26 protein-coding genes and 1 tRNA gene are annotated in these 25,747 nt (G+C 61.3%); 13 read left to right on the plus strand and 14 right to left on the minus strand.

Going from position 1 to position 25,747, the window contains the following annotated elements; genetic code table 11:
* Position 1: 1 nt before the first annotated feature.
* The 3 genes from KYE46_RS09165 to KYE46_RS09175 all read right to left on the minus strand — a co-directional run bounded on the left by KYE46_RS09165 (position 2) and on the right by KYE46_RS09175 (position 2,350).
* The gene (locus tag KYE46_RS09165; protein ID WP_219000324.1) at positions 2 to 874 is read right to left on the minus strand and encodes a DMT family transporter; all 873 of its coding nucleotides are present in this window, start codon (positions 872 to 874) and stop codon (positions 2 to 4) included.
* Positions 871 to 1,305: a protein tyrosine phosphatase family protein gene (locus tag KYE46_RS09170; RefSeq protein WP_219000325.1), complete on the minus strand. Its 435-nt coding sequence runs from the start codon at positions 1,303 to 1,305 to the stop codon at positions 871 to 873. The genes KYE46_RS09165 and KYE46_RS09170 overlap by 4 nt, the downstream gene beginning before the upstream one ends.
* A gap of 64 nt (positions 1,306 to 1,369) precedes the next feature.
* On the minus strand, positions 1,370 to 2,350 hold the full coding sequence (locus KYE46_RS09175; protein WP_219000326.1) for an ester cyclase: 981 nt from the start codon (positions 2,348 to 2,350) through the stop codon (positions 1,370 to 1,372).
* Between the two features lie 100 nt (positions 2,351 to 2,450).
* On the opposite strand from KYE46_RS09175, the gene KYE46_RS09180 reads away from it, so the two are divergent.
* Positions 2,451 to 3,497 (plus strand): ABC transporter ATP-binding protein, encoded by a 1,047-nt coding sequence (locus KYE46_RS09180; protein ID WP_219000327.1) that lies wholly within the window; start codon positions 2,451 to 2,453, stop codon positions 3,495 to 3,497.
* Between the two features lie 21 nt (positions 3,498 to 3,518).
* Complete coding sequence (locus tag KYE46_RS09185) at positions 3,519 to 4,046, plus strand: ester cyclase (RefSeq protein ID WP_219000328.1); 528 nt, start codon at positions 3,519 to 3,521, stop codon at positions 4,044 to 4,046.
* A 159-nt stretch (positions 4,047 to 4,205) separates the two neighbouring features.
* Here the strand turns inward: KYE46_RS09185 and KYE46_RS09190 are convergent, their stop codons facing one another.
* Positions 4,206 to 4,421 carry a hypothetical protein gene (locus KYE46_RS09190; RefSeq protein WP_219000329.1) on the minus strand — a complete coding sequence of 72 codons (216 nt, stop codon included), beginning with the start codon at positions 4,419 to 4,421 and terminating at the stop codon, positions 4,206 to 4,208.
* Positions 4,422 to 4,549: 128 nt separating this feature from the next.
* Here KYE46_RS09190 and KYE46_RS09195 point away from each other — a divergent pair, with 128 nt between their 5' ends.
* Positions 4,550 to 4,822 carry a DUF2312 domain-containing protein gene (locus KYE46_RS09195; protein WP_219000330.1) on the plus strand — a complete coding sequence of 91 codons (273 nt, stop codon included), beginning with the start codon at positions 4,550 to 4,552 and terminating at the stop codon, positions 4,820 to 4,822.
* Here KYE46_RS09195 and KYE46_RS09200 read toward each other — a convergent pair.
* Genes KYE46_RS09200 through KYE46_RS09210 form a run of 3 tightly spaced genes read right to left on the minus strand, consistent with a single transcriptional unit; the run spans position 4,819 to position 6,508 of the window.
* Entirely contained in the window at positions 4,819 to 5,121 is a 303-nt protein-coding gene (locus KYE46_RS09200) for a hypothetical protein (protein WP_219000331.1), read from the minus strand. The two genes, KYE46_RS09195 and KYE46_RS09200, sit on opposite strands and share 4 nt — an antisense overlap.
* Positions 5,118 to 5,636 carry a GNAT family N-acetyltransferase gene (locus KYE46_RS09205; protein WP_283095190.1) on the minus strand — a complete coding sequence of 173 codons (519 nt, stop codon included), beginning with the start codon at positions 5,634 to 5,636 and terminating at the stop codon, positions 5,118 to 5,120. The genes KYE46_RS09200 and KYE46_RS09205 overlap by 4 nt, the downstream gene beginning before the upstream one ends.
* Positions 5,633 to 6,508 carry a hypothetical protein gene (locus tag KYE46_RS09210; protein ID WP_219000333.1) on the minus strand — a complete coding sequence of 292 codons (876 nt, stop codon included), beginning with the start codon at positions 6,506 to 6,508 and terminating at the stop codon, positions 5,633 to 5,635. Before KYE46_RS09210 ends, KYE46_RS09205 begins: the two co-directional genes overlap by 4 nt.
* Before the next feature lie 221 nt (positions 6,509 to 6,729).
* Between KYE46_RS09210 and KYE46_RS09215 the strand changes: the two genes are divergently transcribed.
* From KYE46_RS09215 to KYE46_RS09240, 6 genes are all read left to right on the plus strand, one after another.
* A tRNA-Thr gene (locus KYE46_RS09215) sits at positions 6,730 to 6,805 on the plus strand.
* A gap of 164 nt (positions 6,806 to 6,969) precedes the next feature.
* Positions 6,970 to 7,659 (plus strand): tyrosine-type recombinase/integrase, encoded by a 690-nt coding sequence (locus KYE46_RS09220; protein WP_247716813.1) that lies wholly within the window; start codon positions 6,970 to 6,972, stop codon positions 7,657 to 7,659.
* A 291-nt stretch (positions 7,660 to 7,950) separates the two neighbouring features.
* A complete protein-coding gene (locus KYE46_RS09225) occupies positions 7,951 to 9,528 on the plus strand; it encodes a glycosyltransferase (RefSeq protein ID WP_219000335.1) in 1,578 nt (525 codons plus the stop codon).
* Positions 9,525 to 11,033, plus strand: coding sequence for an HlyD family secretion protein (locus tag KYE46_RS09230; protein WP_219000336.1), 1,509 nt, complete (start codon positions 9,525 to 9,527; stop codon positions 11,031 to 11,033). Before KYE46_RS09225 ends, KYE46_RS09230 begins: the two co-directional genes overlap by 4 nt.
* Positions 11,034 to 12,254 (plus strand): alginate lyase family protein, encoded by a 1,221-nt coding sequence (locus KYE46_RS09235; RefSeq protein ID WP_219000337.1) that lies wholly within the window; start codon positions 11,034 to 11,036, stop codon positions 12,252 to 12,254.
* 50 nt (positions 12,255 to 12,304) lie between these two features.
* On the plus strand, positions 12,305 to 14,005 hold the full coding sequence (locus tag KYE46_RS09240) for a PQQ-dependent sugar dehydrogenase (RefSeq protein ID WP_219000338.1): 1,701 nt from the start codon (positions 12,305 to 12,307) through the stop codon (positions 14,003 to 14,005).
* Positions 14,006 to 14,143: 138 nt separating this feature from the next.
* Here the strand turns inward: KYE46_RS09240 and KYE46_RS09245 are convergent, their stop codons facing one another.
* The 4 genes from KYE46_RS09245 to KYE46_RS09260 form a co-directional block, all read right to left on the minus strand.
* Positions 14,144 to 16,189, minus strand: coding sequence for an NADH:flavin oxidoreductase (locus KYE46_RS09245; protein ID WP_219000339.1), 2,046 nt, complete (start codon positions 16,187 to 16,189; stop codon positions 14,144 to 14,146).
* Between the two features lie 285 nt (positions 16,190 to 16,474).
* Positions 16,475 to 16,762 (minus strand): GNAT family N-acetyltransferase, encoded by a 288-nt coding sequence (locus KYE46_RS09250; RefSeq protein ID WP_219000340.1) that lies wholly within the window; start codon positions 16,760 to 16,762, stop codon positions 16,475 to 16,477.
* Between the two features lie 11 nt (positions 16,763 to 16,773).
* Positions 16,774 to 17,421: an alpha/beta hydrolase gene (locus tag KYE46_RS09255; RefSeq protein ID WP_219000341.1), complete on the minus strand. Its 648-nt coding sequence runs from the start codon at positions 17,419 to 17,421 to the stop codon at positions 16,774 to 16,776.
* A gap of 56 nt (positions 17,422 to 17,477) precedes the next feature.
* Positions 17,478 to 18,407 (minus strand): ring-cleaving dioxygenase, encoded by a 930-nt coding sequence (locus KYE46_RS09260; RefSeq protein WP_219000342.1) that lies wholly within the window; start codon positions 18,405 to 18,407, stop codon positions 17,478 to 17,480.
* Positions 18,408 to 18,519: 112 nt separating this feature from the next.
* On the opposite strand from KYE46_RS09260, the gene KYE46_RS09265 reads away from it, so the two are divergent.
* Both KYE46_RS09265 and aac(6') read left to right on the plus strand, forming a co-directional pair.
* On the plus strand, positions 18,520 to 18,864 hold the full coding sequence (locus KYE46_RS09265) for a winged helix-turn-helix transcriptional regulator (protein WP_219000343.1): 345 nt from the start codon (positions 18,520 to 18,522) through the stop codon (positions 18,862 to 18,864).
* Between the two features lie 67 nt (positions 18,865 to 18,931).
* Complete coding sequence (gene aac(6'), locus KYE46_RS09270) at positions 18,932 to 19,372, plus strand: aminoglycoside 6'-N-acetyltransferase (protein WP_219000344.1); 441 nt, start codon at positions 18,932 to 18,934, stop codon at positions 19,370 to 19,372.
* Between the two features lie 24 nt (positions 19,373 to 19,396).
* Here aac(6') and KYE46_RS09275 read toward each other — a convergent pair whose 3' ends face one another.
* Positions 19,397 to 20,011, minus strand: coding sequence for a hypothetical protein (locus KYE46_RS09275; RefSeq protein ID WP_219000345.1), 615 nt, complete (start codon positions 20,009 to 20,011; stop codon positions 19,397 to 19,399).
* A gap of 328 nt (positions 20,012 to 20,339) precedes the next feature.
* Between KYE46_RS09275 and KYE46_RS09280 the strand changes: the two genes are divergently transcribed.
* Positions 20,340 to 21,983: a BCCT family transporter gene (locus tag KYE46_RS09280; protein WP_219000346.1), complete on the plus strand. Its 1,644-nt coding sequence runs from the start codon at positions 20,340 to 20,342 to the stop codon at positions 21,981 to 21,983.
* A 108-nt stretch (positions 21,984 to 22,091) separates the two neighbouring features.
* On the opposite strand, the gene KYE46_RS09285 is transcribed toward KYE46_RS09280, so the two are convergent.
* Both KYE46_RS09285 and KYE46_RS09290 read right to left on the minus strand, forming a co-directional pair.
* On the minus strand, positions 22,092 to 23,126 hold the full coding sequence (locus KYE46_RS09285) for an NADP-dependent oxidoreductase (protein ID WP_219000347.1): 1,035 nt from the start codon (positions 23,124 to 23,126) through the stop codon (positions 22,092 to 22,094).
* 125 nt (positions 23,127 to 23,251) lie between these two features.
* Complete coding sequence (locus KYE46_RS09290) at positions 23,252 to 23,857, minus strand: TetR/AcrR family transcriptional regulator (protein WP_346345201.1); 606 nt, start codon at positions 23,855 to 23,857, stop codon at positions 23,252 to 23,254.
* A 213-nt stretch (positions 23,858 to 24,070) separates the two neighbouring features.
* Between KYE46_RS09290 and KYE46_RS09295 the strand changes: the two genes are divergently transcribed.
* Entirely contained in the window at positions 24,071 to 25,738 is a 1,668-nt protein-coding gene (locus tag KYE46_RS09295) for a GMC family oxidoreductase (RefSeq protein ID WP_219005078.1), read from the plus strand.
* Positions 25,739 to 25,747: the final 9 nt, after the last annotated feature.

Here is a 25,747-nt window from a genome sequence, read left to right on the forward strand (position 1 = left end):
ATCAGGCTCCAACAGCGACGGCGCGCTTTTCGCGATGCCAGACATAGACACCGGCCCCGACGATCACAAGCGCACCGACAATCGTGGCGGCGTCGGGGACCTCTGCGAAGATGACGAGGCCCCAGAAGGTCGAGTAGACGACGCCCGCATAGCCGAAGGGCGCCACGGCGCCGGCCTCGGCAATGCTCAGAGACTGGATCAGCAGGAACTGCCCCGCCGCACCGACGATGCCGAGAAACAGGAAGATGCCCCAATCTGATGCGGCAGGAGGCTCCCACACCGGGATCACGAGGGCGGTGGCGGCCATGGTGCCGATCAATGCGGTATAGAGGAACGACGTCAGGATCGGCTCGTCGCGCCCGAGAAACCGGGTGGTCAGCGCGTAGGAGGCATAGCAGATGCCCGCGCCGAGGGGCAGCAGGGACGACCATGACATCACATCGCCGCCCGGACGGATGATGATCAACGCGCCGGTCAGTGCCAATGCAATGCCCACGATCCGCCGAGGTCCAAGCCGCTCGCGCAGCAGAAGCGCCGCGCCGAGGGTCAGCAAAACCGGATGAATGTTCATCACCGCCGTGGCCGAGGCGATTTCCATGAAGGACAGGGAGGTGAAAAAGCACCATGTCGCGCCGAACAGAAACGCGGAGCGCAGGAGTTGCAGGCCCAGATGGTGCGTCCGGATCAGCGACGGCAGGCGCGGCAGCAGGATCAGCGCCACGACGAACATCTGCCCCGCATAGCGCGCCCAGACGACTTCCAGCACGTCGAAACGCGCCATCAGGACTTTCGCGGTCGCATCCATGGCCGAGAACAGGAAGATCGCAGCGAGCATCAGGATGATGCCCTGTGACGTGTCGGAGAGCTTGCTCACCCCTTGTTACGCGCCGCAGCGGCTTCCAAAGCAGGGCGCAGCTGCTCGAACGGATAGCCGAACGAGGTGGCACGGGCGATGATATCATCGACCGGCACGTGGCCCGCAGCGCCGAAGGCCCAGACCACCGTCGACCGATTGCCCGAGGCACAATAGGCCACGACGGGGCCTTCTGCATCGGCAACCGCGTCGTGCTGCTCGTCCACGTGATCCTGAGTCATCGTGTGGCCCTGAAACGGGTTGAAGACGAAATCGATGCCATGGGCCTCGGCTTCGGCCTGGATGGCGGCCGCCTGCAGGGCAGGCGGGTTCTCCATGTCAGGGCGATTGCAGATCAGCGTCTTCACTCCCATCTGGGCCAGCGTCGCGACATCCTCGGGCGCGATCTGGGGGGTGACGGAATAGGTCTTAGTGATCTGGCGAAGGTCCATGGGTTTTCCGAGGCTTGAGTTTGTTGCGCGCAACCTGCCTCAAACGCCGCGAAAGGGCCAGACCTCACCCACCATCTTGCGGCAGCAAGTTGACCCCCATCTGGTTGGCCGTTCTTAGAACATCGAAGGGCAACCAGTTTTCGCAAATCAGACCGTCCGCGTCGAAATGGTAGAAGTCCATCACGTCGATATGAACCTGCCTGCCGGTCGCGGGCATCCCGAGATAGGGGCCGGTGTGAGTGGCGTAGAGCCGCCCGCCGGTCAGCGCGAAGGGTCCGTCGGCGATGCGCACGAAATGGCCGCGGGAGTGACGGTCCGGCACCGCTTCGCGGAACGGGATCTGATGATTGCGTCGGAAACCTTCGACGCCACGGCAGATGCCGATGCCCGCCGCGGCATAATACATGAAGTTGGGGTCCCAATGGGCCATGGTCAACCCGCTGACGTCCGGCCCCACATGGGTGTTGAGCGCGTTGTGCATGTCGAGCACCTGCGCCATCGAGGCCGCGCCGCCTATTTCATCGACGCTTCCCATCCGCACGCCGCCCCCGCCGCGGGGGCCGGGCCACATGCCCCGCGCACCGTTCATCGGCGGGAGCGGAAATTGACCGGCCTGATCCATCAGGTCGAGGAAGTCGGGCAGGATCCACGCGCGACTAATTTTGCCCGCGCTGTCGAGGTGATGCACCTCGCACATCCGCAAATGCACAACGCCGCCCGTGGGTTGAATGCCGAGAAGCGGTTCAGTGAACGTCCCCTGCCAATGCCCGAAAGAGCCCACGAGAGGTGAGAATCGTCTGTCCGTCGTCCGCGTGTCAGGGTGGTTGTCGCCAGCGATGAAAATCTCGGGGCGCCACTCGGCGTCGGGCAGGGCGCGGGTCAGGTCAGCGTAAAAGCCCGCGATCTGCGCGCCCGTGGCGGTGTCATAGGGAAAGGCGATCTCTGCCATGGCGTCGGGCGCGTAGGCCCGGGCCACATCTCCGCCCTGCGCGAGACGGGTCAGATGCTCCCATACCCGGGCCTTGTCTTGCAGCAGGTCTCGCATCACTCTCTCCTCTATTTTTGCAAACCTATGCAAAATCCTTGCGCCAATCGGTTCGGACTGTCTAGATGGCCGGGAGAAAAAGCGCGCGGAAGGATGAATCATGGCACGGATCCGGCTGAACCACGTATCGAAACGGTGGGGAAACTTCATTGGTGTGGATGATTTCCACCTAGAGATCGAGGATCAGGAATTCCTCGTGCTCCTTGGTCCGTCGGGCTGTGGCAAGACCACGACCATGCGGATGATCGCGGGTCTGGAAGACCCCACGGAAGGCGAAATCTGGATCGGTGACCGCGAGGTCACGGGACTGGACCCGAAGGATCGCGACGTGGCGATGGTGTTCCAGAGCTACGGGCTCTACCCCAACATGACGGTCTGGGAGAACATCCGTTTCCCCCTGAAGGTGCGCAAGGTGCCGGAGGCCGAGCACGAGGCCCGCGTGGCCCGCGCCGCCGCGATGGTGGAGCTGGAAGATTTCATGCACCGCAAGCCTGCCGCATTGTCGGGTGGCCAACGCCAGCGTGTGGCACTCGCCCGCGCGATCGTGCGCGAGCCGCAGGTGTTCCTGATGGACGAGCCTCTCTCGAACCTCGACGCCAAGCTGCGGGTCTCGACCCGGGCGCAGATCAAGAACCTGTCCCATGAGTTGAAGGTGACCACGATCTACGTGACCCATGACCAGATCGAGGCGATGACGCTCGCTGACCGTGTCGTGGTGATGAAGGCAGGGGTGGTCCAGCAGGTCGGCACGCCGACGGATATCTATGACAATCCGGCCAATACCTTCGTGGCAGGCTTCATCGGCTCGCCCGCGATGAACCTGATGCAGGGCGAGATCGTGGACGGGACATTCCAGGGCGAAAACGTCTCGGTTCCCGGACTGGTCGGGGCCTCGGGCGAGGTGACCCTCGGGTTCCGGGCAGAAGACGCCGAAGTGACCGAACCGGGGCAGGGCCAGATCAACGCGCAGGTCTATTCGATGGAATTGTTGGGCGATGCCACGATGGTGACGGTCCGGGCCGGCGGGACGCTGGTGGCGGTGAAGGCCGCGAAGGATTACCGCGCGGAGATCGGCGCACCGGTGGGCATCGCACTGCCCGAAGGGATCACGCATCTCTTCGATGCGCAGACCGGGCAGCGACTGTAACACCACGATCAGGAGAGTGAGATGAAGGGAAGCCGCCCCGAGCAGGCCGTGCTGACGCGCGACACCGACATGGACAAGACCGACGCCACCCGCGCCGTCATCGAAGGGATGGTCGACGGGTTGAACGATCACCGGATCGCCGACATCGGCGAGTTTTTCGCCGAGGGTTTCCGCTGGATGGGCAACCGCGGGTGCGGCACCAAGGAGGGTCTGCGGGAGTTTCAGGAAAACTGGCAAAAACCGTTCCAGGCCGCGTTCTCGGACAAGGTCTGCGTCGACGAAGCCCGGCTTTACATGGGCGAATGGGCCGCGGCTTTCGGTCGACAGGAGGCCACGCACTCGGGCCGGTTCATGGGGGTCGAGCCCACCGGGCGCCGGGTGACCATCCGCTACATGGATTTCTGGAAGGTCGTGGACGGCAAGATCGTCGACAACTACGTGATGGTCGACTTCCCGGATGTGCTCGCGCAGTTGGGCGTCGACGTATTCGGGGGCGAGGGGTGGGAAGCTTTCGACGCTGGAACGAAAGAGCCGCCCGCGCCGGGTTGATGAAACGTTGCAGATAGCGCGCCCTTAAGGGCGCAGGTCGTTCATGGCCCGTCGAGCGGCGGGCGGGGGGCGCTGCCCCCAAGAGGCTCTTCCCTTCGGCAAGAGCCTCTCTCCCCCGGAGTTGTTCTGGCCAAGATGAAGGGGAGCGGGGGAGCGTGTTCAGCCGAGGAAGACGCCTAGAACCACGGACATGAGGCCCAGGACGGACAGCAGAAGCGCGCCCATGTTTATCGCCACGATCTTCTGCAATCGCAGGCGCATCGCGGCGTCGTCCAGTCCGGAGCGCTTGGCCTTGATGGCTTGATAGATGCAATAACCGAGCAGACACAGGCCGATTACCGCCAGCGCGCTGCCTATCAAGACCAACCAACCCATCTTCGACCCCTTTTCGTTTCGCCAGACACTAGTGAAACTGGCGTGGGCTGCAAGTCTTGCGGGCGCGGGTCGGCGCGGCTACGGAAGGGGATCGAGAGGCCCATTGAGTCAAGAAGGATCAAATCCCAATGGATGACATGCAAGAGACCGACGCCCGCCCTGACAGCTACCGCGTGACCGCGGACGAATTGCGCCAGTTCATCGAGCGCTTCGAGCGGCTGGAAGCGGAGAAGAAGGACATCGCCGAGCAGCAGAAAGAGGTGATGGCCGAGGCGAAGTCGCGCGGCTACGACACCAAGGTGATCCGCAAGGTCGTTGCTCTGCGCAAGCGCGAGCCTGACGATATTGCCGAGGAAGAAGCCGTTCTCGAGATGTACAAGGAAGCGCTCGGCATGAGCTAAGCCGAGGTGCGGGGCAGGGGAAGCCAGCGCCCCATTTGGAGCGTTGGCATGCTTGCGCGGATGTGTTGGTGAAGGTGGTGTGAGACCGCGCCGTTATGGGCGCGGGCGTGTGCCGTCAGCCAAGGGGCAAGCTCCACCTCGGGTGTGTAGAGGACGCGGCGCAAGATCTCGCGCAGCTGGTCCGGCGCGCCGTGTTGTCCGGCTTGGGCATGGGTGTGCAGGACGGCGTAGGCGATGGCCGCACGATCTGGCGAAGCGCGCAGGGCGTTAAGATCTGACGCGTAGATCTCGATCCTCAAGTTCGCGCGGTGCCCAAGGCGCGTATCCAGAGACGGCTTTCCGCACCGCCGAGTGCGACGGTACCGGCCTCGGTGAAGCATGCCTTTTCCAGCACACGGGCCGAAGCCGGGTTGGCCGGGCGCACCAGTCCGTGGAGGTAAGCCTCTTTCGTATGGGTTTCGGCCAGTGCGACCATGGCCCGCGCCATCAGCCCCGCCCATCCCTTTCCCCAGTGTTCGGGATGCAGGTGATAGGAGAGGTTCCACCCGGGGTATCCGGGGCGTCGGGTCAGGCCGCAGAGGCCCACGGGTTTCGCTTCGTGGCAGACGACGTAGCGGCCGATACCATGGTGCGCCCAATGATCGAGATCCTTGGCGAGGCTGTCGTCCAGCTGGTCCTTCGAGGGCGCACTCGGATCGGGTCGGTGCGCGCGCATCTCTGGCAAGCTCATGAGATCGCTAATGAATTCTGCATCTCCGTGCGTGATGCGATGGGCCTCCAGCGCGCCGATCCGGAGCCGCGCCGGGACGGTCACGGTGTCAGCAGGGTCACACCGGGAATGCGGCTGATCACCTCCATGTCCTCGTCGTAGCTTTGGGACAGCGTATCCATCAGGTCTTCGGTCCAGCCCGGCAGGTTCAGCGTCTCTTCAATCTCTTCTTCCTTCGCGTAACGCTCGAGGAACGCGGCGAGGACGCGACGGCGTTGGGTCTCGGTTTCAGGCGGGTTCTGGTCCAGCCATCCCCGCATGCGCCGATAGCCCTCTTCCTCCATGATCGTGGCCGCAAGGTCATCGACCCCGACGAGTTTGGCAGTAGGGCCCACACCTGCCATCGCGCGCAGGATCTCGCCCCACAGGAGCGGCGTGTCCTCGTTGCACCAAGTCGTGATCCGGCAGTCGGGATGCGCCATCTGCAAGCGCCGCATCGTCTCGGACCAGGTCACAGCATGGGGCTGCATGTTCTCGGTAAATTCTTCGAATTCGGTGAAGCGAGAGGCCTTGAACAGCGCCGGGATCAGGGTTGCGGGATCACGCATGCCGATGAAGAATTCGATCTCGGCCTCGGGGAACAAGGCCCGCAAACCGGTGGCGGAGCGATCCACCATGGGCCAGATCTGGGCACCCTGGACCACCAGGCGATTGATGCAGACGAAACGCGGGTCCGAGAGGATTAGGCGATCGACTTCCGCGTCATCAACGATCGCGTCGAGCAGCGCATCCTGGACATCTTCGCCGGCGGGTCGCCCCTTCAGCGCCCGCGCCGTATCCCGGATGACCGAACGATACCGCCCCGGCGGCGGCACGGATATCCCCGCCTGCGCCAACCGCAAACGGTTCTTGAGAAGAGAGACGAGGAGCTGGTCTGCATCGGTGCAGGGTGCGCCGAGATGATAGACAACCTGCATGGTCTGATTTCTGCCCTGATCAGAGTTTTGCGAGACTGTAACCGTAACCGGCAACGCGACGCAATTCCCGTTCCAACGCACCGCGCCTCGCTGGGCGAATTGCCTATGATGGAGCATCGGAAGAGGCGGGGCTGACGCTCGCGAGCACCCCCTCAATTTCGCCGTTGCCCGCCGGGCCAAAACCTTGCTATAGCGCGTCGCGTAGCCACGATGCTGCACGTGCCCCTATAGCTCAGCTGGTAGAGCAACTGATTTGTAATCAGTAGGTCCGCGGTTCGAGTCCGTGTGGGGGCACCATTTTCCAATTTGAGATCATCCAATGGCCTTCACCAAGGCTTTATGCGTAAGGGATATGCGATGGGTGGTTGTCCGGTCTTGTCCAGCCACATCCCATGGAATGCCCCCGCATTGGGGGCGCTTTTGGAGGCGTCGCGGAAACGCGAAAAACAGGATGCCCCCAGATGCCCCTTAGCGACGCGAAGATTCGTATCCTGAAACCCAAGGCGAAACCCTACAAGGTCGGCGACCAAGACGGTCTCTACATAACAGTGACCCCGTCGGTGTCGCGACTGTGGCATCTGAAGTACAGGATTGATGGCCGGGAAAAGCGCCTGTCGTTTGGAGCCTATCCCAGTGTCGGCCTCGCGACCGCCCGGAAGCTGAAGGATCAGGCCCGTTCCACTTTGGCCGATGGCAGTGATCCGGGAGCGGTCAAACAAGAACAGAAGCGGGTGGATAGAGAAATACGAGGCAATACCTTCGCGGCGCAAGCCAAAGCCTTCATCGACAAGGGCCGACGCGAAGGGAAAGCGGACGCGACGAAGGCGAAAATAGAATGGTTGCTGGGCATGGCCTGCGCGGACTTCGGCGCTCTGCCAATCACTGCAATCACCTCGCCAACCGTTTTGGCCTGTTTGCGCAAGGTGGAGGCCAAGGGGAATTATGAGACCGCCAAGCGCCTCCGCGCCAAAATTGGCGGCGTGTCCCTTTTGGTGCGGTCAGTTGGATCGACTGGCTGGGGCTTAGGCACGGGCTGGGTCGATGTAGTTGAGTCAGTGAGGAATTCGAAGGACGGCGATGGGACAATGTCAGAGCGGGTCCGGTCCAACAGAAGCTCTCGCCGCCTGTCGCAACATCCATCCCGATCATAGCGGTCCATCGTGTCGCCCCGTTCTTCTCGAAGGTCGGTGCGGCGAGCTATAGCGCCTCGATAGTAATTAGAAACCGCATGGTGGTGCCGCCCAGTTTATCAAGCCACAGAACACGACTGTCCGGGGAAGGGGTAACCTCGCCGTTCACCCGATTTGTGCAGCAAACCCATGTCGCATGTCCAGATTCTTACCAAACGAATCACATGTTGGGTTAAGAATGGTTACCAAGCTGTAACTAATGGGACGCAATGTGTTGATAGTATAGAGTATTTTTTGGTGGGGGGTGTTGAGATGTTGTGTGCAACGCAACAGCACCAGTCGGCTTGGGCTTGTGAGTTTAGGTCGGCTGCAATCTTTATTGGTGTAACGACATTTATCTGGCATTTGGCATTGTCGAGCGCGCGACCAGAGGCGGCGGTGCCGTTTTTCCTTACGATCGGGTTCATCGCGTTCTGGAGATATTCCTGGTGGTTGTGTCACCAACTCCGAGCGCGGATCTATCTAAAGCGTGTATTTCCACGCATGCGGCGAGAAGCCGAGGCGTCGCAGCAACTCGTCCGTCGCGTTTATGCTGTCGTTTTGTCCTACAAGATCCCCGACGATTATTTCATTCGTTGTTACGAGTCGGTGATCGACGCTGCGGTCGAAAGCAGGGTGCCAACGACCATCGTTGCCTCCATCACTTCCGACCGCGATCGTCGCTTGCTGAACCGTGTTTATTTTTCTGCCGGCTGTCCGGAGAATGTCGAGATCGTCGCCCAGTTCCAATTGGGCGCAGGGAAACGAGCGGCCATCGGTGAGGCGCTGCGTGTAGTTGCGCGCGACCTTCCGCCATCAAGGTCAGTGACAATCTTGATGGACGGCGATGTCGTGCTCGAGCGCGACGCAATATCCCGCGTTTTGCCGTTCTTTTCTGCTGACCCCGACTTGGCTGCTGTGACGACAAACAATGATGCGTATGTCCACGGAAGCTTTCTGACGCGGAACTGGTATGCGCTACGGTTGGCACAGCGGCATACAATCATGGCATCGATGGCGCTTTCTCGGAAGCTGCTTGTACTTACCGGGCGCTACTCTCTTTTTCGCACCGACATCGCCACGTCGTCGGATCTCATTGCCCAGGTCGAGGACGATAGCACCGACCATTGGCGCCTTGGAGAGATCAAGTTTCTGACTGGGGATGACAAGAGCACATGGTTTAATGTTCTGCGGCGCGGCGGGAAGATGCTCTACGTGCCGGACGTCGCGAGTTTCGGGCAGGAGGAGCTTCCCTCTCCAGGCCGTTTCATTCCATCTACAACACAACTGATGCGCAGATGGTTCGGGAACATGTTGCGCACCAACGGCCGGGCGATTGCATTGGGACCGAGCTCGATCGGACTATTCGTCTGGTGGTCCCTGATTGATCAAAGACTGTCGATCTGGACCTCCCTTGCGGGTCCATTTGCAACCCTCTTGCTCGCAATTTTCATCTCGCCAGTCTTCATATTTTACTATTTGGCGTGGGCGATCCTGACCCGCACCGTGATGAGCATCGGCGCAGCCATGAACTACGGACGGTTCTCCGCAAGTTGGCCATTCCTGATGTACTACAACCAAATCTGGGGCGCGTTCATGAAGAGTTGGATCCTGTTTCATCCGGATCGCCAGAGTTGGACCCGCCAGGCCATATCAAACAAAAGAAAGCCAATACGAGTACAGGAATGGAGCGGGTTTCTGTTGTATGCCGCGTCCATCGGCACTTTTCTTGTCGGCATCGGCTTGTTCACCGGCCAACTCGGGTCTGTAAGCAGCGGGACAAGTTCTCAGGCCATGCGTGCGTTTACCTCTGCCGTCAGCGCCGCTGAATTCTTGGGAGGTGGCCGATGACGCGCACGGATTTCGATCAGGCATCGGGCGCCACGAAAAATTTTTTACGAAATAGAGGACATGACGGCGTTCGCATGATCCACCGGAATACCAACCTGATCGAGCCCGTGCAATTGCCGTTTCTCGTGACGGTGGGGTCGAACCATTACAAAGGTCATGCACTGACACTCGACGAATTCGAGGTTTACACCAAGCCCATCAGTCAGCGGCAATCGGCTAATGACCCACTTGCTAGCGGCGCAACGGTCGAAGTCAGTTTGCACGTCGATCTTTACGGCGTGGTTGCTGTGTTCGTTGGGACTGCGGAAGTAAACGAAGAGCAGAAAGATGTGTCGGACAATCTAACGCGTTTTACGTTCAGAAAGATGAACGGACGCAGTCGCGAAGCTCTACGAAGGCTCGTGCGCAGCTACCATGCGGGACATGTGCCGACGACGAGCGATTTGATCGAAGACCATGATCCCGAGACGCAGACAGCTGTGACGTCGAGCCCGGCTACGCCGGTTCCCCCTGCGCGGCGGTTGAAAAACATCGCGGGCATCGCTTTGTCGGCGGTCGTGATCTTGGGCGCAATCGGCTTCGTCGGTGCGTCCGCGTTCGAGCGCTTCTTTCTGATTAAGGCGCAATTCGCCACTGTCACGGCGCCTGCGGTGGAGATGATGAGCGCCGAGATGGGGCAAATCAGGACACCCATTGAGACGTTGGGTCAGTCGGTCAGCCGAGATGATCTGCTGTATACGGTACATTCAGCATCACTGGTGGCCGACGCGGACGAGCTGCGGGCGCGTGTAGAATTCCTGACGCAGATGCTACAAGACGCTGAGTCGGCATCGGCTGAAAGCGCATCGGTGGCGATCGGCGAACCTCAGAGCGACGGTCTGACCGCTGCTGAGGGCACGCCGCAGGCCGTGACGCATGAAGGTGTGCCACTTGGAGATGCAAACGCGACGGATTTGCTTTCGATGGTGGGAGGGCGCGCGTCGGTGCAGGACATCCGGCGCACACTTTCATTAACTGAAGGCGAACTCAGTGCGCTGGAAGTTCGCCTGTCGAGCTTGGTCGGATATTCCCCTTGCGAGTGCATTGTGACCTGGCATCAGGAAGATGCCGCATGGGTAGTTCCCGGCGACACGGTGGCCGTTCTGGCGCGCACGGTCGAGGATGCGCTGCGAGTAGAAGCCTTGGTGCATGTTCTGGATATCGGCTCAATGTTCGTGGGACAAACTGCATTGGTCACCAATGTCGCGACCGGAGAAACGATCCACGGACTGGTTGAGCGCATTACCCTTGATCCAAGGCAGCAGCCTCGCGTCGGTTTCCCACAATGGCTTAGACAGGAGCCGACGTTGGCGTCGGTCATATTAACTGTCGGCGAAGCGCTGAATTCCTCTTTGATAGGTCAACCCGTCGAGGTTTCGATCCGGCGCCGTAACCTATCACTTTGGGATCGATTATCCCAAATATGGGACGTTGAAGATGTGGCTGACGGACTGGAGAGCGGTTGAATGTTCTATCGCTGGATGTTGCCGGGCATCGGGAAGTTTTGGCATGGGGCCGAGGTCCTTACCCTGTCGCTGGCGTTTGGTCTCGGCTTTGGGTCCGACGCGTCGATTGCCCAGGAAGCCGAGGATGCCTACGAGATCCTCACCTCGATTGACGTCTCGGGATACCATGTCGAAGATCCCTTGGCAGGCTACTTCGACGCTCCTGCCAGGCGTGCCTACCTCGCGCGGGCGGAGTCACCGGAACTCCAGAACTGGATTGATGTGCATATGCTTGGGAAGAGCTGCCAGGCCGTCATGGCGTTACCGGTTCCCGATCATGAGATCGTTCTGCCGGGATTCTACGTCGACAACACTGCCTGGCGCGAAATGGTTCAGGTCTTCCTTGAGTTTGAAGATGCAATGAGCGCGCTGTCGGCCGCTGAAACCGTGTTAAATGACGGCTACCATGCCGATTGTATCGTCGATGTCTTGCTGCAGTGGGCACGGGCGGGAGCGCTGGAGGAGTTCGTCTATTCCGAGTTTTCGCCGCAAGCTTGGTACACCACTGAAAGCACCCTTTTCAGCATTGCGTTCGCACTCATGTCCGTGCGGGATATCGTTGTTGAGAGTCGGTCCGACGATCTGGCTGAAATTGACGCATGGCTGGTGGCAGTGGCTCTACGCCACAGCAGCATCAGTGGGCTGCCAAGCCGGGCGTGCTGCAACAACCACCTCTATCGGCGCGGCGTCTATGCGATGGCGATCGGCATCATGGCGCGTCACGATCAACTGTACCAGTTCGGCGTAAGATCTTTCATGCTTGCGTTGCACGAGGCGGAGGAAGACGGACACCTACCGATGGAAATGCTTCGGGGTCGGCGTGCGGTTCACTATCAGAACTTTGCCACCATGTACCTGGTGATGCTGGCCGAGATGATGGAGCGACAGGGCATAAGGGCGTATTCAATCGAAATTGACGGGGTCAGCATTCACGACATCGCGGGGATGGCATTGGATCTTACCCATAACCCCGAATTGGTCCGCGCACTTGGGGTCGACGATGAGCAGGTACTTCTCCAGATGACGGACAGCCAGTATTTATCGTGGTTGGAACCTTATTTTGCAAGGACAGCCGATCCGCGCGCGCGCACACTGATGGAGGGGCGACGTCCATTGTATAATCGCAGTCTCGGGGGCGCCACGAGCTTGTTGTTTTACAGGCCGGAGATCGCCACGAACTGAACCACATCATGCCGCCTGCCACATTGCATACATGAAAAAGGCATTCTGTCGTGGAAGGCAGCAATCACCAATATGCCGCTGCCGGCATCATTCGGCGCAGTAAAGGATTAGTGGCCGTGGAAATGAAACCTACCTTTATCCGCGCCATTTTCGTCTCGATTTCCTTGAGCGCTGGTTCGCTCGCGCATGCAGAAATAATCAATCACCAGATACTGATCGGCGCTCGGGATTTGCCGATCCTTGCAGTTGATGGCAGCGCGCGGGTTGTTGAGGGACCGTTCCACGGTGATGTCCGCTTGACGGGCGACGTCGCGCTCTACACCCCCGATCTGGAACAGCCCGGAACGGATTGGGTTGAGATTGAATCGGACGGGATCCGGCACAGGATTGCGATCCGTGTGCGGCAGACCTTTCCGGAGGTTCACACCTCGGAAGACATAGGGCGAGGTCCGATCGTGGCTGCCGGTGACCTGGTTCTCAGCGTCCGGCGCCTTGCGGACTTGCCGTCCAGCTCGTCCTCGGGGCGGGCGCCCCATGCGCAATCCGCCGTCGCCATCGGCAGCCAGGTCGTGATCGCGTCGGTCGGCGTGCGCGATGACGCGGCGTTGTTCCTGATTGGGGATGATGGAGACATGCGCGACCGCCTTTCGATCTCCGCGCTGTTGGCGGACCGCCTCGACCTGGAGGTAGACGTGAGCAGCTCGATGCACGGGGGGCTGCGCGGTGTGGCGGCGCATCCCGCGTTTGCATCGAACGGCCGTCTCTACCTCAGCGTGAACACGACCGCAGAGTCCGATTTGCCGGGGCCGTTCTTGTCGCCAATGGCGCCCGATGCCGCCCATGTGGCGTCACTGGTCGAATTGACCGTGTCGCCTGCCGCATTTCTCGAAGGGCGTTTCGAGGTGTCCGGCGCGCGAGTAGTGTTCCAGTTCGGGATGGGAACTCAAAACCACGGCATTCGGCAAATCGCTTTCAATCCGTATCTTGGTGTCGGAGATGAAGGATATGGCGACCTTTTCGTTTCCGTTGGCGACAACAGGTTCAACGACGGGTCGCAGGATGAACTGCCAGTGCGGGCCCCTTTCGGCAGCGTCCTGAGGCTGGACCCGATTGAAAGCATACGCGCTGGTCGGGAAGCCGACGACTTGGTGTTTGTGCGGGGATTGCGAAACCCGCACAACCTGTTCTTCCTTCCCGATGGGCGCCTCGTGATCGTCGATATCGGCGATGATGATTTCGACGAGGTGAACATTGCGCGTGGGGGTGAGGATTTTGGCTGGCCCGAGCGTGAGGGTCCTGCGCAGCACATAGCGGGCGGTGGCGTCCGTTTCACGGGAGAGGATCATGACTTCGTCGAACCGGCCGCATTCCTTTCGCAACCAGCCGATGAGCCCGACGAACGTCGTCTACTAGCATTGAGCGGAGGCGGGGCAATACAACTGCCCGACAGCGACTTCGGCATTCTACTGGCCAACTTCACCCATGGCGGCGAGGTGTTCCTAGTGCGCGGCAGCGACCTTGCGCAGACGGATGCTGATGGTCGCACCGGCCGCGTCGAGCAATTGACCGTAGGATACGATCACGACTCAAGACCTGATACGACCCCGTGGTTAACGACTTCACTGACAGACTTGGGCGATTATCTTCGGTCTGATGCACGGATACACAGATTAGATGATCGCCGCGTGCTTATTACGATGAAATCCACGACTTCGGTATATGTGGGGGAGCTGGTGACATACGGTGACTAAGCGCGATCCTCAATGCTCAGAGTTCGCCGAATTTTGGCACTATCTTAGGCGGTTTTCGAACACGACTGAGAAACTTGATTGAGGGCATCTTGCTACAAACGATGTTTATTAGTTTGCGCTTATAGACCGTTATGAACCTCAGATATCCTTAACCAGTCGCAGCGCATCATAGATTGCTGCGTGGGTATTCCTCGCGGAGACGGCATCACCTATGCGAAAGAGCTGGAACTGCCCGTTTTCGTTACGGATGACATGCTGTTCAGCCCCATCGATCAGGCTGTCGTAGTCAACTGCACCACCGTTGTAGCTCAACGGTTTGAGATCGAAGTACAGATCATCCAGCGGCAGGGTGCCATAGTTGACGACAATCTGGTCGTAGGTGCCGATGCTCACGTAATCGGAGTAGTCCGTCCCGATACTGGCATTCAGCTTGTTGCCCGCTTTGGCCACTCCAAGAAGGCGGCGGGCCACGGTGAAGGTCACGTCCTTGTCCTGTAGGCTTCGCATGTAAGGCACCAGGTTCATCGCCATGACGTCTGGGGCGAAGGTGCGATCGGGGGTCATGATTTCCACTTTCGAACCAGCTTTGGCGGCCACTTCGGCGGCCTGCAGTGCGGCGTGGTCTCCGCTTTCATCGTAGATCAGAACATGTTCCGCAGGCTTCACGTCGCCGGCGATGATGTCCCAAGACGTGACGACATGCTCGGCCTCTTTGCCGGTTTCGAACAGCTCGGTGTTGGGAAGGCCCCCCGTCGCTATGATCACGACATCGGGGGACAGGGCCGTCACATCCTCTGGCTCCGCCCACGTGTTGAAGTGAAACACGACATCCTTGGCGGCGCATTGTGCCATGCGCCAATCGATGATGCCGATCATTTCCTTGCGACGCGCGTTGCGGGCTGTCAGGCGCACTTGGCCGCCGGGTTCGGGTTGCGCTTCGAAGACGATAACCTCATGCCCACGTTCCGCCGCGACCCGTGCGGCTTCCAACCCGGCCGGGCCCGCGCCGACGATGACAACCTTCCGCTTCTGATCTGCGGGTGTGATGTCATGCGGCATCGCGAGCTCGCGTCCCGTAGCCGCGTTGTGGATGCAGAGCGCATCTCCGGCCTGATAAATACGGTCGAGGCAATAGGTTGCGCCGACGCAGGGGCGGATATCCTCCTCGCGCCCCTCGACGATTTTCCTGACGATATGGGGGTCCGCCATATGGGCGCGGGTCATGCCCACCATATCCAGAAGCCCGGCTTGCACCGCATGACGCGCCGTTGCGACATCGGGAATGCGCGACGCGTGAAACGTCGGCATGCCGGTTGCAGCCTTCACGCGGCCTGCAAAATCCAGGTGCGGCGCGCTCTTCATGCCTTGAACCGGGATGATATCGGTCATTGCGGGGTCGGTGTGTATGCGTCCTCGGATCACGTTCAGGAAGTCCACCTGACCGGTCGCCGCCAGTCGTTTGGAGATTTCCAACCCTTCCTCTTCGGTGATGCCGCCTTTCTGGACCTCATCCGCCGTGTAGCGGAGACCGACAATGAACGCGTCTCCGACACGCTTGCGGATCGCGGCCAAGACATCCATCGGGAACCGCATCCGGTTCTCCAGCGTGTCCGCCCCGTAGGGACCGGTCAGATCATTGGTGAGCGGCGACCACAGCTGGTCGAGCAGATGTCCGTAGACCTGCAGCTCGATCCCGTCCATGCCACCCGCCTGCATCCGCTCGGCTGCATCTGCGAAGTCGGTGATGATGCGCTCAATGTCCCAGTCTTCCAGCAGCTTCGGAAAGGCGCGGTGCGCTGGTTCGCGGTGCTTGGACGACGATACCGAGGGCAGCCAATCACCCTTGTTCCACGTGGTGCGGCGGCCCAGATGCGTGAGTTGGATCATGACCGCGCAGCCATGCTCATGGCATCCATCGGTCAATCGCTGGATCCAGGGCACAACCTCGTCCTTGTAGGCCAGCACATTGTTGAACACCGGAGGGCTGTCCTTCGACACCGCCGCCGAGCCTGCCGTCATCGCAAGCGCGACGCCCGCCTTGGCGCGTTCTTCGTGATAGGCGCGGTAGCGATCCGTGGGCATGCCGTCCTCGGGGTAGGCGGGTTCATGGCTTGTCGTCATGATCCGATTGCGAAGCGTCAGGTGTTTCAACTGGTAGGGCTGCAAGAGGGGATCATGGGACATGGTTGGCCTCATCGAAAGACGCGTTCTCGTGGAAGGAAGCTCGCGGTAGCGCGTCGTTGGCTTGGTGTCGACAACACGCGCGGTCGACGGGAAATGTCGGCTTTTGTCGTCGGCAAGGTTTCAGAAATTCCCATTGGCCGCAGCCGGATAAGGCCTAGGCTTGATTGCATATCTCTGGGAGACGCTCAGCCGAGATGGCTCACCTGTCAAGAGACTCGGTGGCAATCGAGAAGATGGTTCCTCAAGGGACAACGCGCCGAGTGTGATTGGTCCCGAGGCTGGCGCTTACAGCACGTCCTGCCATTCGGCACGTTTGGCAATCTGCGCTTTTGCGAAGGGGCAGAGCGGCACGATCTTTCGACCCTCGGCGCGGGCGTCCTCGACGCTGCGCTGTACCAATGCCTGACCGACGCCACGCCCACGGAGCGCGTCGGGAACGCCGGTGTGATTGATGATGATCGAGGCGTTGCCGAGCCGGGAGTATGTCAGCTCGGCCTCGTGGCCGTCCACGACGGCCCTGTACCGCCCCTTGGTCTCGCCTTCCTCGCGGGTGATCTCGATATCGTCGCTCATGTTCGCCTCCGTCACGCGTCGCTGTTCAAGTGTTTGCGCAGCCAGGCTGCTTCCTGCTCGATGATGCCATGACCGGCACCGGGGATGATGATCGTATCGACTTCCGCCCCCATCTCTTGCAGCACATGCGCGCTCTCCCGCACGCGGGCGAGGGGGATATGGGGGTCACGCTCGTGGCAGCCGATCAGGATTGGCACCCCGTCGAGGCGCCCCTCGTAGTCGAAGCGCTTCGGGCGATGACCGTAGAGCGCCTCGGAGCCGGGCTCTGTCGTGTCATCCGTGCCGACCAGCCCGCCCGACAACGCGGCGACGGCGCGGAACGGACGCGCCAGACGCGCGGCGGCCTCCAGCGCGAGGCACGCGCCCTGCGAGAAGCCTGCAAGAACGACCCTGTCGGCCGCGACACTCTCGGCGCTCAGCGCCTCAAGCAAGGCCTCGACGACGCTCAAACCGCTGCTGAGGCCCGGCTCATTGGCCTCCAACGGTGCCAGGAACGAGTCCGGCCACCAGGAATGGCCCGCCGCGGCGGGGGCCACGACGGCGAGATCGGGAAGGCCCAAATGCTCGGCCAACCCGATCATATCATCGGGCTGACCACCGCGTCCGTGCAGCATCACCGCCACGGCCGAGGCCCGCGCCAGCGGAGCACCGGCGCTCACCAGCCGCTGACCCGCATGTGGACCGTGCCCGCCTGTTTCCGGAACGATCCCGGCGCTCACTTCGGCACCTTGATCGGTGGCAGGATCCGCTCGAGCCGCGCGCGGTCGCCCTCGTATTGCTCAGGCAGCTTCAGGGCTTCTCCCAAATGCTCGAAGTCCTCATCGACGGCGAAGCCCGGTGGATCGGTCGCGATCTCGAACAGGACGCCACCGGGCGTGCGGAAGTAGATCGCGTCGAAGTATTGGCGGTCGATCACCGGCGTCACCTCCTGCCCGATGGCCGAGAGCCGCTCGCGCCAGGCGCGCTGCTCCTCTCCATCTCGGGCGCGGAAGGCCACGTGGTGGATCGTGCCGGCGCCCGGCCGCGCGATGGAGGCTGCATCCGAGGTCAACAGGTCCACCGCCGAGCCGCGCTCGGGCTCGGTGGAGCGGTAGCGTCGGCGTGTCTCGGTGCCGCCCGTGCCGCCGGTGACGATCTCCTCGTCGGCCTCGTGCTCGTAGCCCATGGCCTCCAGCACCGAGGCGGTCGCGGCGATGTCCTTCAGCCAAAGGGTGACGGAGTGGAAGCCCTCGTCCCGCGCGCCGCCCTCGATCAGTTCGACCCGCAGGCCGTCGGGGTCTTTCAGCGCGATGGCGCGTTCTCCAAATCGCTCGAAAGGACCCTCGAAATCGACGGCAGCGTCCGCCAGTTCGCCCATCCGCTTGTCCAGATCCGCCACGGCATAGGCCACGGCCGAGGCCATGCCCGCGCCCGCGCGGCCGGGGCCCGCATCGACGAAGGGAAAGAAGGTCATGATCGAGCCCGGCGCGGCCTGAGCGTCGCCGTAGTAGAGGTGATAGGTGCCGGGATCGTCGAAGTTCACCGTGCGCTTGACGAACCGCTGGCCGAGCGTGCCGACCCAGAAATCGAGGTTCTCCTGCGGCGGGCCGGAAATGGCCGTGACGTGGTGCAGGCCGGGGATGGCTCTCGCATCGGAACTGGACATGGAATGCTCCTCTCTCGCCGGCACCTGAGGCTTTCATCCTGCGCTGTGCCGTTGTGTTTCGCTACTGCCATCCTATGTAGATCCGCAGGCACCTATTGAAAGTCGTTACCGAATGGAAACCACCCTGAAATCGGCGCAAGCCATTGAGAACGCGATGAGTTGTCCGTCCGACGCTCTGCTTCGAAAGCTCTGGGGCCAGTGGAAAACCCATGTGATCTACGTTCTTGGCACGCAACAATCCTGCCGGTTCGGCGTTCTGAAACGCACCATCGCGGGCATCTCGCCCAAGGTGCTGACCCAACGGCTGCGCGAGTTGGAGGCCGACGGTCTGGTCTGGCGCGAGCAGGAAAACACGATCCCACCCAAGGTGACCTACGGGCTTACCGAGGCGGGCCATGCGATCCACGAGGTGCTCAAGCAGTTTGACCCGATTGCGGAAGCTATGCAGTCGGAGTGAATGGAAGTGCGGCTCGCGCCGACGTCCTAACGTTGCATAAGGCACGGAGTTCTCGCAGGCTGGCGATATGACAATCCGGATCGCGACCGAGGCAGATATTGCAGATTGGGTTGAGTTGCGTGTGCTACTTTGGCCCGGCGACACTCTGGATGTGCATCGCGCCGAGGTGACGGACATGCTGCAACGGTCTGACGCCGTGGCCTTTTTGAGCGTCGACGAAACGGCGGGCCTCCAAGGCTTTGCAGAAGCCGCGCTGCGCCGGGACCACGTGAACGGCTGCGAGACATCGCCGGTGGGTTATCTCGAAGGTCTCTTCGTGCGCTCCGATCTGCGCGGTGCCGGCATCGGCATGGCCCTGACCGACAGGGTCCGGGACTGGGCCGTGGGGCAGGGGTGTTCCGAGTTGGCGTCCGACGTCGACCTCGACAATCGCGTCAGCCAGTCGTTCCATGAAGCCGCGGGGTTCGAAGAGACGGAGAGGGTGGTCTATTACCGTCTGCGACTTTGAGCCGACCACGCGTGCGGGGCCGCGTTAACTCAGTTCTTCTTTCAGCATGGACACGATGCCGTGGCGATGGAAGAAGTTTCGGATCTGACGCGTCATGATGGTGTCGGGCACGAAGCAAGGCTTGTCGTCCGTCCATTCCGCGTTGAAGTTGCGGGACGCGGCGATCAGGTGCTTGGCGTGGCCGTCCGCGGCGGCGACGATGATCTCCATCTCCTGCACCTCGTGGAACAGCCCGTCGGTACCGACACGGGCGTCGGCGCGGTGGAGGATGTCGAGGAAGCTGCCGATGTCGACGAACTCGCCGCTCTTGAGCGGGCCCTGGTTGGTCCGCGCCAGCGGGTCGTCCATATCCTCAAGCGGGATCTCCTCGCGCTCCGTCACCTTGACGACGTAGGTCTTGTCGTCGGTTTTCACCCGCGCCATGACCTCCATCAGGTAGATCGGTTCGGCGCCCATGTTGGTCACGAAGCAATGGGCGTTCTCATCCTGCGCGATGGACCGGTTGATCAGGATCACAGCCTGCCGCTGCCTGCGGAAATTGAGCCACAGGATGTGCAGGTAAGCCATCCAGATCACCGCCGTCGCAAGGCTGATCGCCAATTGCAGGGATGATGAATTCGCAGCGATCCAATCGAGCATGTTGCCTGCGTCCTTCCGAGAGGCGTTACGTATCGAATGACAACGCGTTTGGGACCGAATTCGTTGCGATGAGCCGTCAAAGCAACCCGTTTTGCCGGCAAAACCGCTGACACGCAGTCCCTTTTCCCTTCGCCAACTGCTTTCGATCTGTAATCATGGCTGTTACACGCGCGTCACCGTGGCCGCATTTGCTCGAACGGGCCGGCACGCGTGGTACAGTGACGAAGGGGACGCGTGACACGCGCGAAAACCCCGGGACGCGCTGAGACGGCAGCGAAGCATGTTCACGCTCTCGCCTCGGCTTTTGACCCCAAGAAGGAGATTCGTAGTGACAGACGAAACGAACAATCAAGGCATACCCTTACCGGAGGGGGAGGCCGACATCATTGATACTGAATACGAAATCGGACAGGACAACGTCGACGGCACGGTTGGCCCCTTCGGTTTCGACATCCACAACCCGGTCTTCGCCATCTCTGGCGCGGCGATCGTGGCCTTCGTGTTCTTCACCCTCGCGCTGCCAGATCAGGCCGGCGCGATCTTCCAGAGCATGTTCAACTTCACCACCAAGAACTTCGACTGGTTCCTGATCGGTTCGGCAGATCTCGTCGTGCTCTTCGCGCTGCTGCTGATCGTGACCCCCTACGGCGGCGTGCGTCTGGGCGGCTCGACGGCCGAGCCCGATTACACCTACCTTGGCTGGTTCTCGATGCTCTTTGCCGCGGGCATGGGCATCGGCCTGATGTTCTACGGCGTGTCCGAGCCGCTGTCGCATTTCTCGTCCTCGGTCGGAGGCCCCGTATCGGAAGACGGGCTGCGCTCGGACTGGGCACCTCTCACCGGGGCGCTCGACGATCAGGAAGGCGCGATCCGTCTTGGCATGGCCGCGACCATCTATCATTGGGGCCTGCATCCCTGGGGGATTTACGCAATCGTCGGCCTGGCGCTGGCGCTTTTCACCTACAACAAGGGTCTGCCGCTCACCATTCGCTCGGCCTTCTACCCGCTGTTCGGAGACCGCATCTGGGGCTGGCCGGGCCACGTCATCGACGTTCTGGCCGTCTTCGCGACGCTCTTCGGCCTCGCGACATCCCTGGGCTTCGGTGCAACGCAGGCCAATGCCGGCCTGAACGAATTGTTCGGTGTGCCGATTGGCAATACGACCGAGGTCATCCTCATTTCGGCGATTACGGCAGTGGCGCTTGTGTCGGTCCTTCGAGGGCTCGACGGCGGCGTGAAGGTCCTGTCGGAAGTGAACATGGGTCTTGCCGGATTGCTGGCGCTCTTCACTCTGATCGTCGGCCCCACGGCGTTCCTTTTCGCGTTCTTCTGGGACAGCCTGAAGGCCTACGTGGAGTTCCTGCCGGCGCTCGCCAATCCGTTTGGCCGTGAAGACGTGAACTTCAGCCAAGGCTGGACGGCGTTCTACTGGGCGTGGTGGATCAGCTGGTCACCCTTCGTGGGCATGTTCATCGCCCGCGTGAGCCGCGGCCGGTCGGTGCGCGAGTTCATCGTCTGCGTGCTGCTGATCCCCTCGTTGGTCTGCGTGGCATGGATGTCAATCTTCGGCGGTACCGCGATCCATCAGGTGATTGCGGACAACTTCACCGGTGCCCAGAGCGCCGAGTTGCCGCGCCAGTTGTTCCAGATGCTCGGACAGCTGCCCCTTGCGTCGATCACCTCGTTCATCGGCATCGTTCTGGTGATTGTCTTCTTCGTCACCTCCTCCGACTCCGGGTCGCTCGTGATCGATACGATCACGGCGGGCGGCAAGGTTGACGCGCCGGTGCCGCAGCGCGTGTTCTGGTGCGTGTTCGAAGGCGCCGTGGCCATTGCCCTGCTTATCGGCGGTGGATTGGCGGCCTTGCAGTCCATGGTGATTTCCACCGGGCTGCTCTTCACGGTGATCCTGCTGGTGATGTGCTACTGCATCTTCCGTGGCTTGCAGAGCGAGCGGGCCGAGCTGAAGTAGCTCCAACGACCATAGCAAACGAAAACGGGCGCAGATTTCTCTGCGCCCGTTTTTCTTTGTCAAAGATGTTCAGCGCGAACGCGGACCAACCGCGCGCGCCGTCCAGCCTCAGTCTTGGGCGACGCGGATCACCCGCTTGCCGAAATTCTCGCCGCGCAGCAGGCCGACGAAAGCCTCCGGCGCATTCTCGAGCCCGTCGATCACCTCTTCGCGGTACTTGATCTTGCCCGCTTCGATCCAGCCTGACATTTCCTTCGCAAACTCGGGGTAGAGGTGCCCGAAATCGTCGAAGATGATGAAGCCCTGCACCTTGATCTTCTTGCGCAGGATCTGACCCATCAGCCAGTTCATCCGGTCCGGACCTTCGGGCAGCGCGGTGGCGTTATATTGCGAGACGAGGCCGCAGACGGGCATCCGGGCGTTTGCATTGAGCTGCGGGATCACGGCGTCGAGTACCTTGCCACCGACGTTCTCGAAATAGACGTCGATGCCGTCGGGCGTGGCGGCGGTCAGTTGCTCCGCGAAGTCATCGGCCTTGTGATCGAGGCAGGCGTCAAAGCCCAATTCGTTCACGGCGTAATCGCACTTCTCCGCACCCCCCGCGACGCCCACGACGCGGCACCCCAGAAGCTTGCCGATCTGTCCCACGGTCGCGCCGACGGGGCCGGTTGCTGCCGCGACCACGATGGTTTCACCCGCCTTCGGCTCTCCGATGCGGGTCAGGCCGGCCCAGGCGGTGAAGCCGGGCATGCCGAGGATGCCAAGCGCCCAGGAAGGATGCTCGGGCGAGGTGCCGAGGTTGGTGACGCCCGTGCCATCGGACAGGGCGTAGTCCTGCCATCCGTTGAAGCTGAGGACGTAATCACCCTCCGAGAAGCCCTCGACGTTGGATGTCACGACCTGCGCGACGGTGCCGCCGACCATGGTGCCGCCGATCTCGACCGGCGCCGCGTAGGAGGGCGCATCGCTCATCCGACCGCGCATGTAGGGGTCGAGCGAAAGATAGGTGGTGCGCAGCAGCATCTGTCCGTCGCCTGCGGTCGGAATTTCCGTCTCGATCAGGTTCAGGGTGTCGTTGGTAGGCTCGCCTTTCGGGCGCTCCGCGAGGACCAATTGTCGGTTCGTTGTGTTTGTCTGAGGCATGTTTGTCTTTCTTGTTTCAGGATTGGTTTTCGTTGTGTCTGGTCCTGCGCGCGGCAGAGGTGGCTGGTGCGAATAGACCAGTCGTCTAGGGGTAAGGCTTGAGTATTGCTCGCACTTTTCGAGGGTCAGAGATCAGGCGGAGAGATCGCCTGTCTCGTGGCTTCCATCGCCGATCGCAGCGGAGCATCGTCGTGCGATAATCCGGCGATCAGGCTCGCGCCCAACCATTGATGGTAGATTGATTGGGCAAGTTGATCGGCGTCCTGCATCGGTGCAATCGATCCATCCGCTGCCCCATCTTCCAGCGTCTTCGTAAGGCTCGCGATGATGCCCGTCACGCCGTTCTGAAGGATCCGGCTCATGTCCGGAGACAGATCGGCAATCTCTGCCGAAAGCTTGACCACAAGGCAGCGTTGCTGGACATCTGGGCTCGTTTGCCGTGCCAGCCACTCCTCGAAATAGGCGAGGAGCCGCGTCCGCGCCGGCTGATCCTGACGGCTGAGCGTCGAGCCGAGACTCTCGCGGTACTGCGCCACGAAATCCTCGAGCAGGGCGCAGCCGTAGGCCTCTTTCGATGCGAAGTAGTGATAGAATGAGCCCTTGGGGACGCATGCGGCTTTCAGCAGTTCATTCAACCCGACGCCGGTAAATCCCTGTCGCGCCGTCAGGCTGCGCCCGACTGCCAGAATGTGGCTGCGCGTATCTTTGCTTTGCTCTGTCATGGGGGTCATCTAGCCTCTACTAGACCGGTCGTCTAGTGGCTGACTGTCCACCTCACATAATGGTGTTGGTCGCCGGGAAAATGCTGGGAAGGGGTCTGATCCGGATGCGACGCGAAAAAGGTCTGCTCTTTGGCGGGTTCATCTGCCAAGAAGACATTCCGCAGCCTTGGATGTCGCATCATCTCAGGCGAAGGCGGTGGCGAGAACAGGATGGACGACGCAATGACCGACGCCGAGGGCGCTTTCGACTATATCGTGATCGGTGGCGGCTCCGCCGGGTGCCTCATGGCGAACCGGCTCAGCGCCGATCCCGCCAACCGCGTGTTGCTGCTGGAGGCGGGCAAGGCTGACACCTATCTGTGGATCCATATCCCTGTCGGCTACCTCTATTGCATCGGCAACCCGCGCGCCGATTGGATGTATAAGACCGAACCCGACCGCGGCCTGAACGGGCGCAGTTTGCTCTATCCGCGGGGCAAAACCCTCGGCGGCTGCTCTTCGATCAACGGCATGATCTACATGCGCGGGCAGGCGCGCGACTATGATAATTGGGCGGCACTGACCGGGGAGCCGGAGTGGAATTGGGAGAATTCCCTGAACGATTTCAAGGCGCACGAGGATCATTACAAGCTTGACGATGGCGCCGATCCCGCGACCGGCGACAATGGACGGTTCTCGGACATGCACGGCCACGGCGGTGAGTGGCGGATCGAGAAGCAGCGGCTGCGGTGGGACGTGCTGGACAGCTTCGCAGAGGCCGCCGAGGCACAGGGCATCGCGCGGACCGATGATTTCAACAGCGGCGATAATGCGGGCGTTGGCTATTTCGACGTGAACCAGCGCTCGGGCTGGCGCTGGAATACGTCGAAGGCGTTCTTGCGTCCGGTGAAGGACCGCCCGAACCTCACGATCTGGACCGAGGCCCATGTGGAGAAGCTGACCTTGAGCAAGGGTGACGATGGCGCGCTGCTCTGCACCGGCGCGCGCGTCCATCGCGCGGGCGAGGCTCGCCACGTGACGGCGCGCAAGGAGGTCATCCTCTCGGCAGGCGCGGTCAACTCGCCCCAGGTGCTGCAGTTGTCGGGCATCGGTCCGGCGCAGCTCTTGCAGGAGCACGGCATCGAGGTCGCGCTGGACCAGCCTTTCGTGGGCGAGAACCTGCAGGACCATTTGCAGATCCGTGCCGTGTTCAAGGTCAAGGGCACCCAGACCATGAATACGCTAGCCAATACCTTGGTTGGAAAGGCGAAAATCGGGCTGGAGTATCTGTTCAAGCGCAGCGGACCGATGAGCATGTCACCGAGCCAATTGGGGGCTTTCACCCGGTCGGACCCATCCCGCAGCCATGCCAACCTTGAATATCACGTCCAGCCGCTCAGCCTCGAAGCGTTTGGCGAGGATCTGCACGACTTCCCGGCCATGACCGTGAGCGTCTGCAACCTGAACCCCACGAGCCGCGGCCACGTGCGTATTGCCTCCGGCAATTTCCGCGATGCGCCGAAGATCACGCCGAACTACCTCGATACGGCGGACGATCGCAAAGTCGCCGCCGACAGCCTGCGGCAGGTGCGCGAGATCATGGCGCAACCCGCGATGGCGGCCTACGCGCCGGAAGAGTTCAAACCCGGCGTGCAATATCAGAGCGACGATGATCTCGCCCGGCTGGCCGGAGACATCGCCAGCACGATCTTCCATCCCGTAGGTACGGTGAAGATGGGTCGCGCCGATGATCCGACAGCGGTGCTCGACCCTCATCTGCGGGTGAAAGGCGTGGCGGGGCTGCGGGTTGTGGACGCGTCAGTGATGCCCGAGATTACCAGCGGCAACACGAATTCGCCGACCATCATGATCGCCGAGAAGGCCGCGGGCTGGATCCTCTCCGATCAGTGACCGCGTCGC

Origin of the sequence: Gymnodinialimonas ceratoperidinii (assembly GCF_019297855.1) — a bacterium.
Taxonomy (GTDB): Bacteria; Pseudomonadota; Alphaproteobacteria; order Rhodobacterales; family Rhodobacteraceae; genus Gymnodinialimonas; species Gymnodinialimonas ceratoperidinii.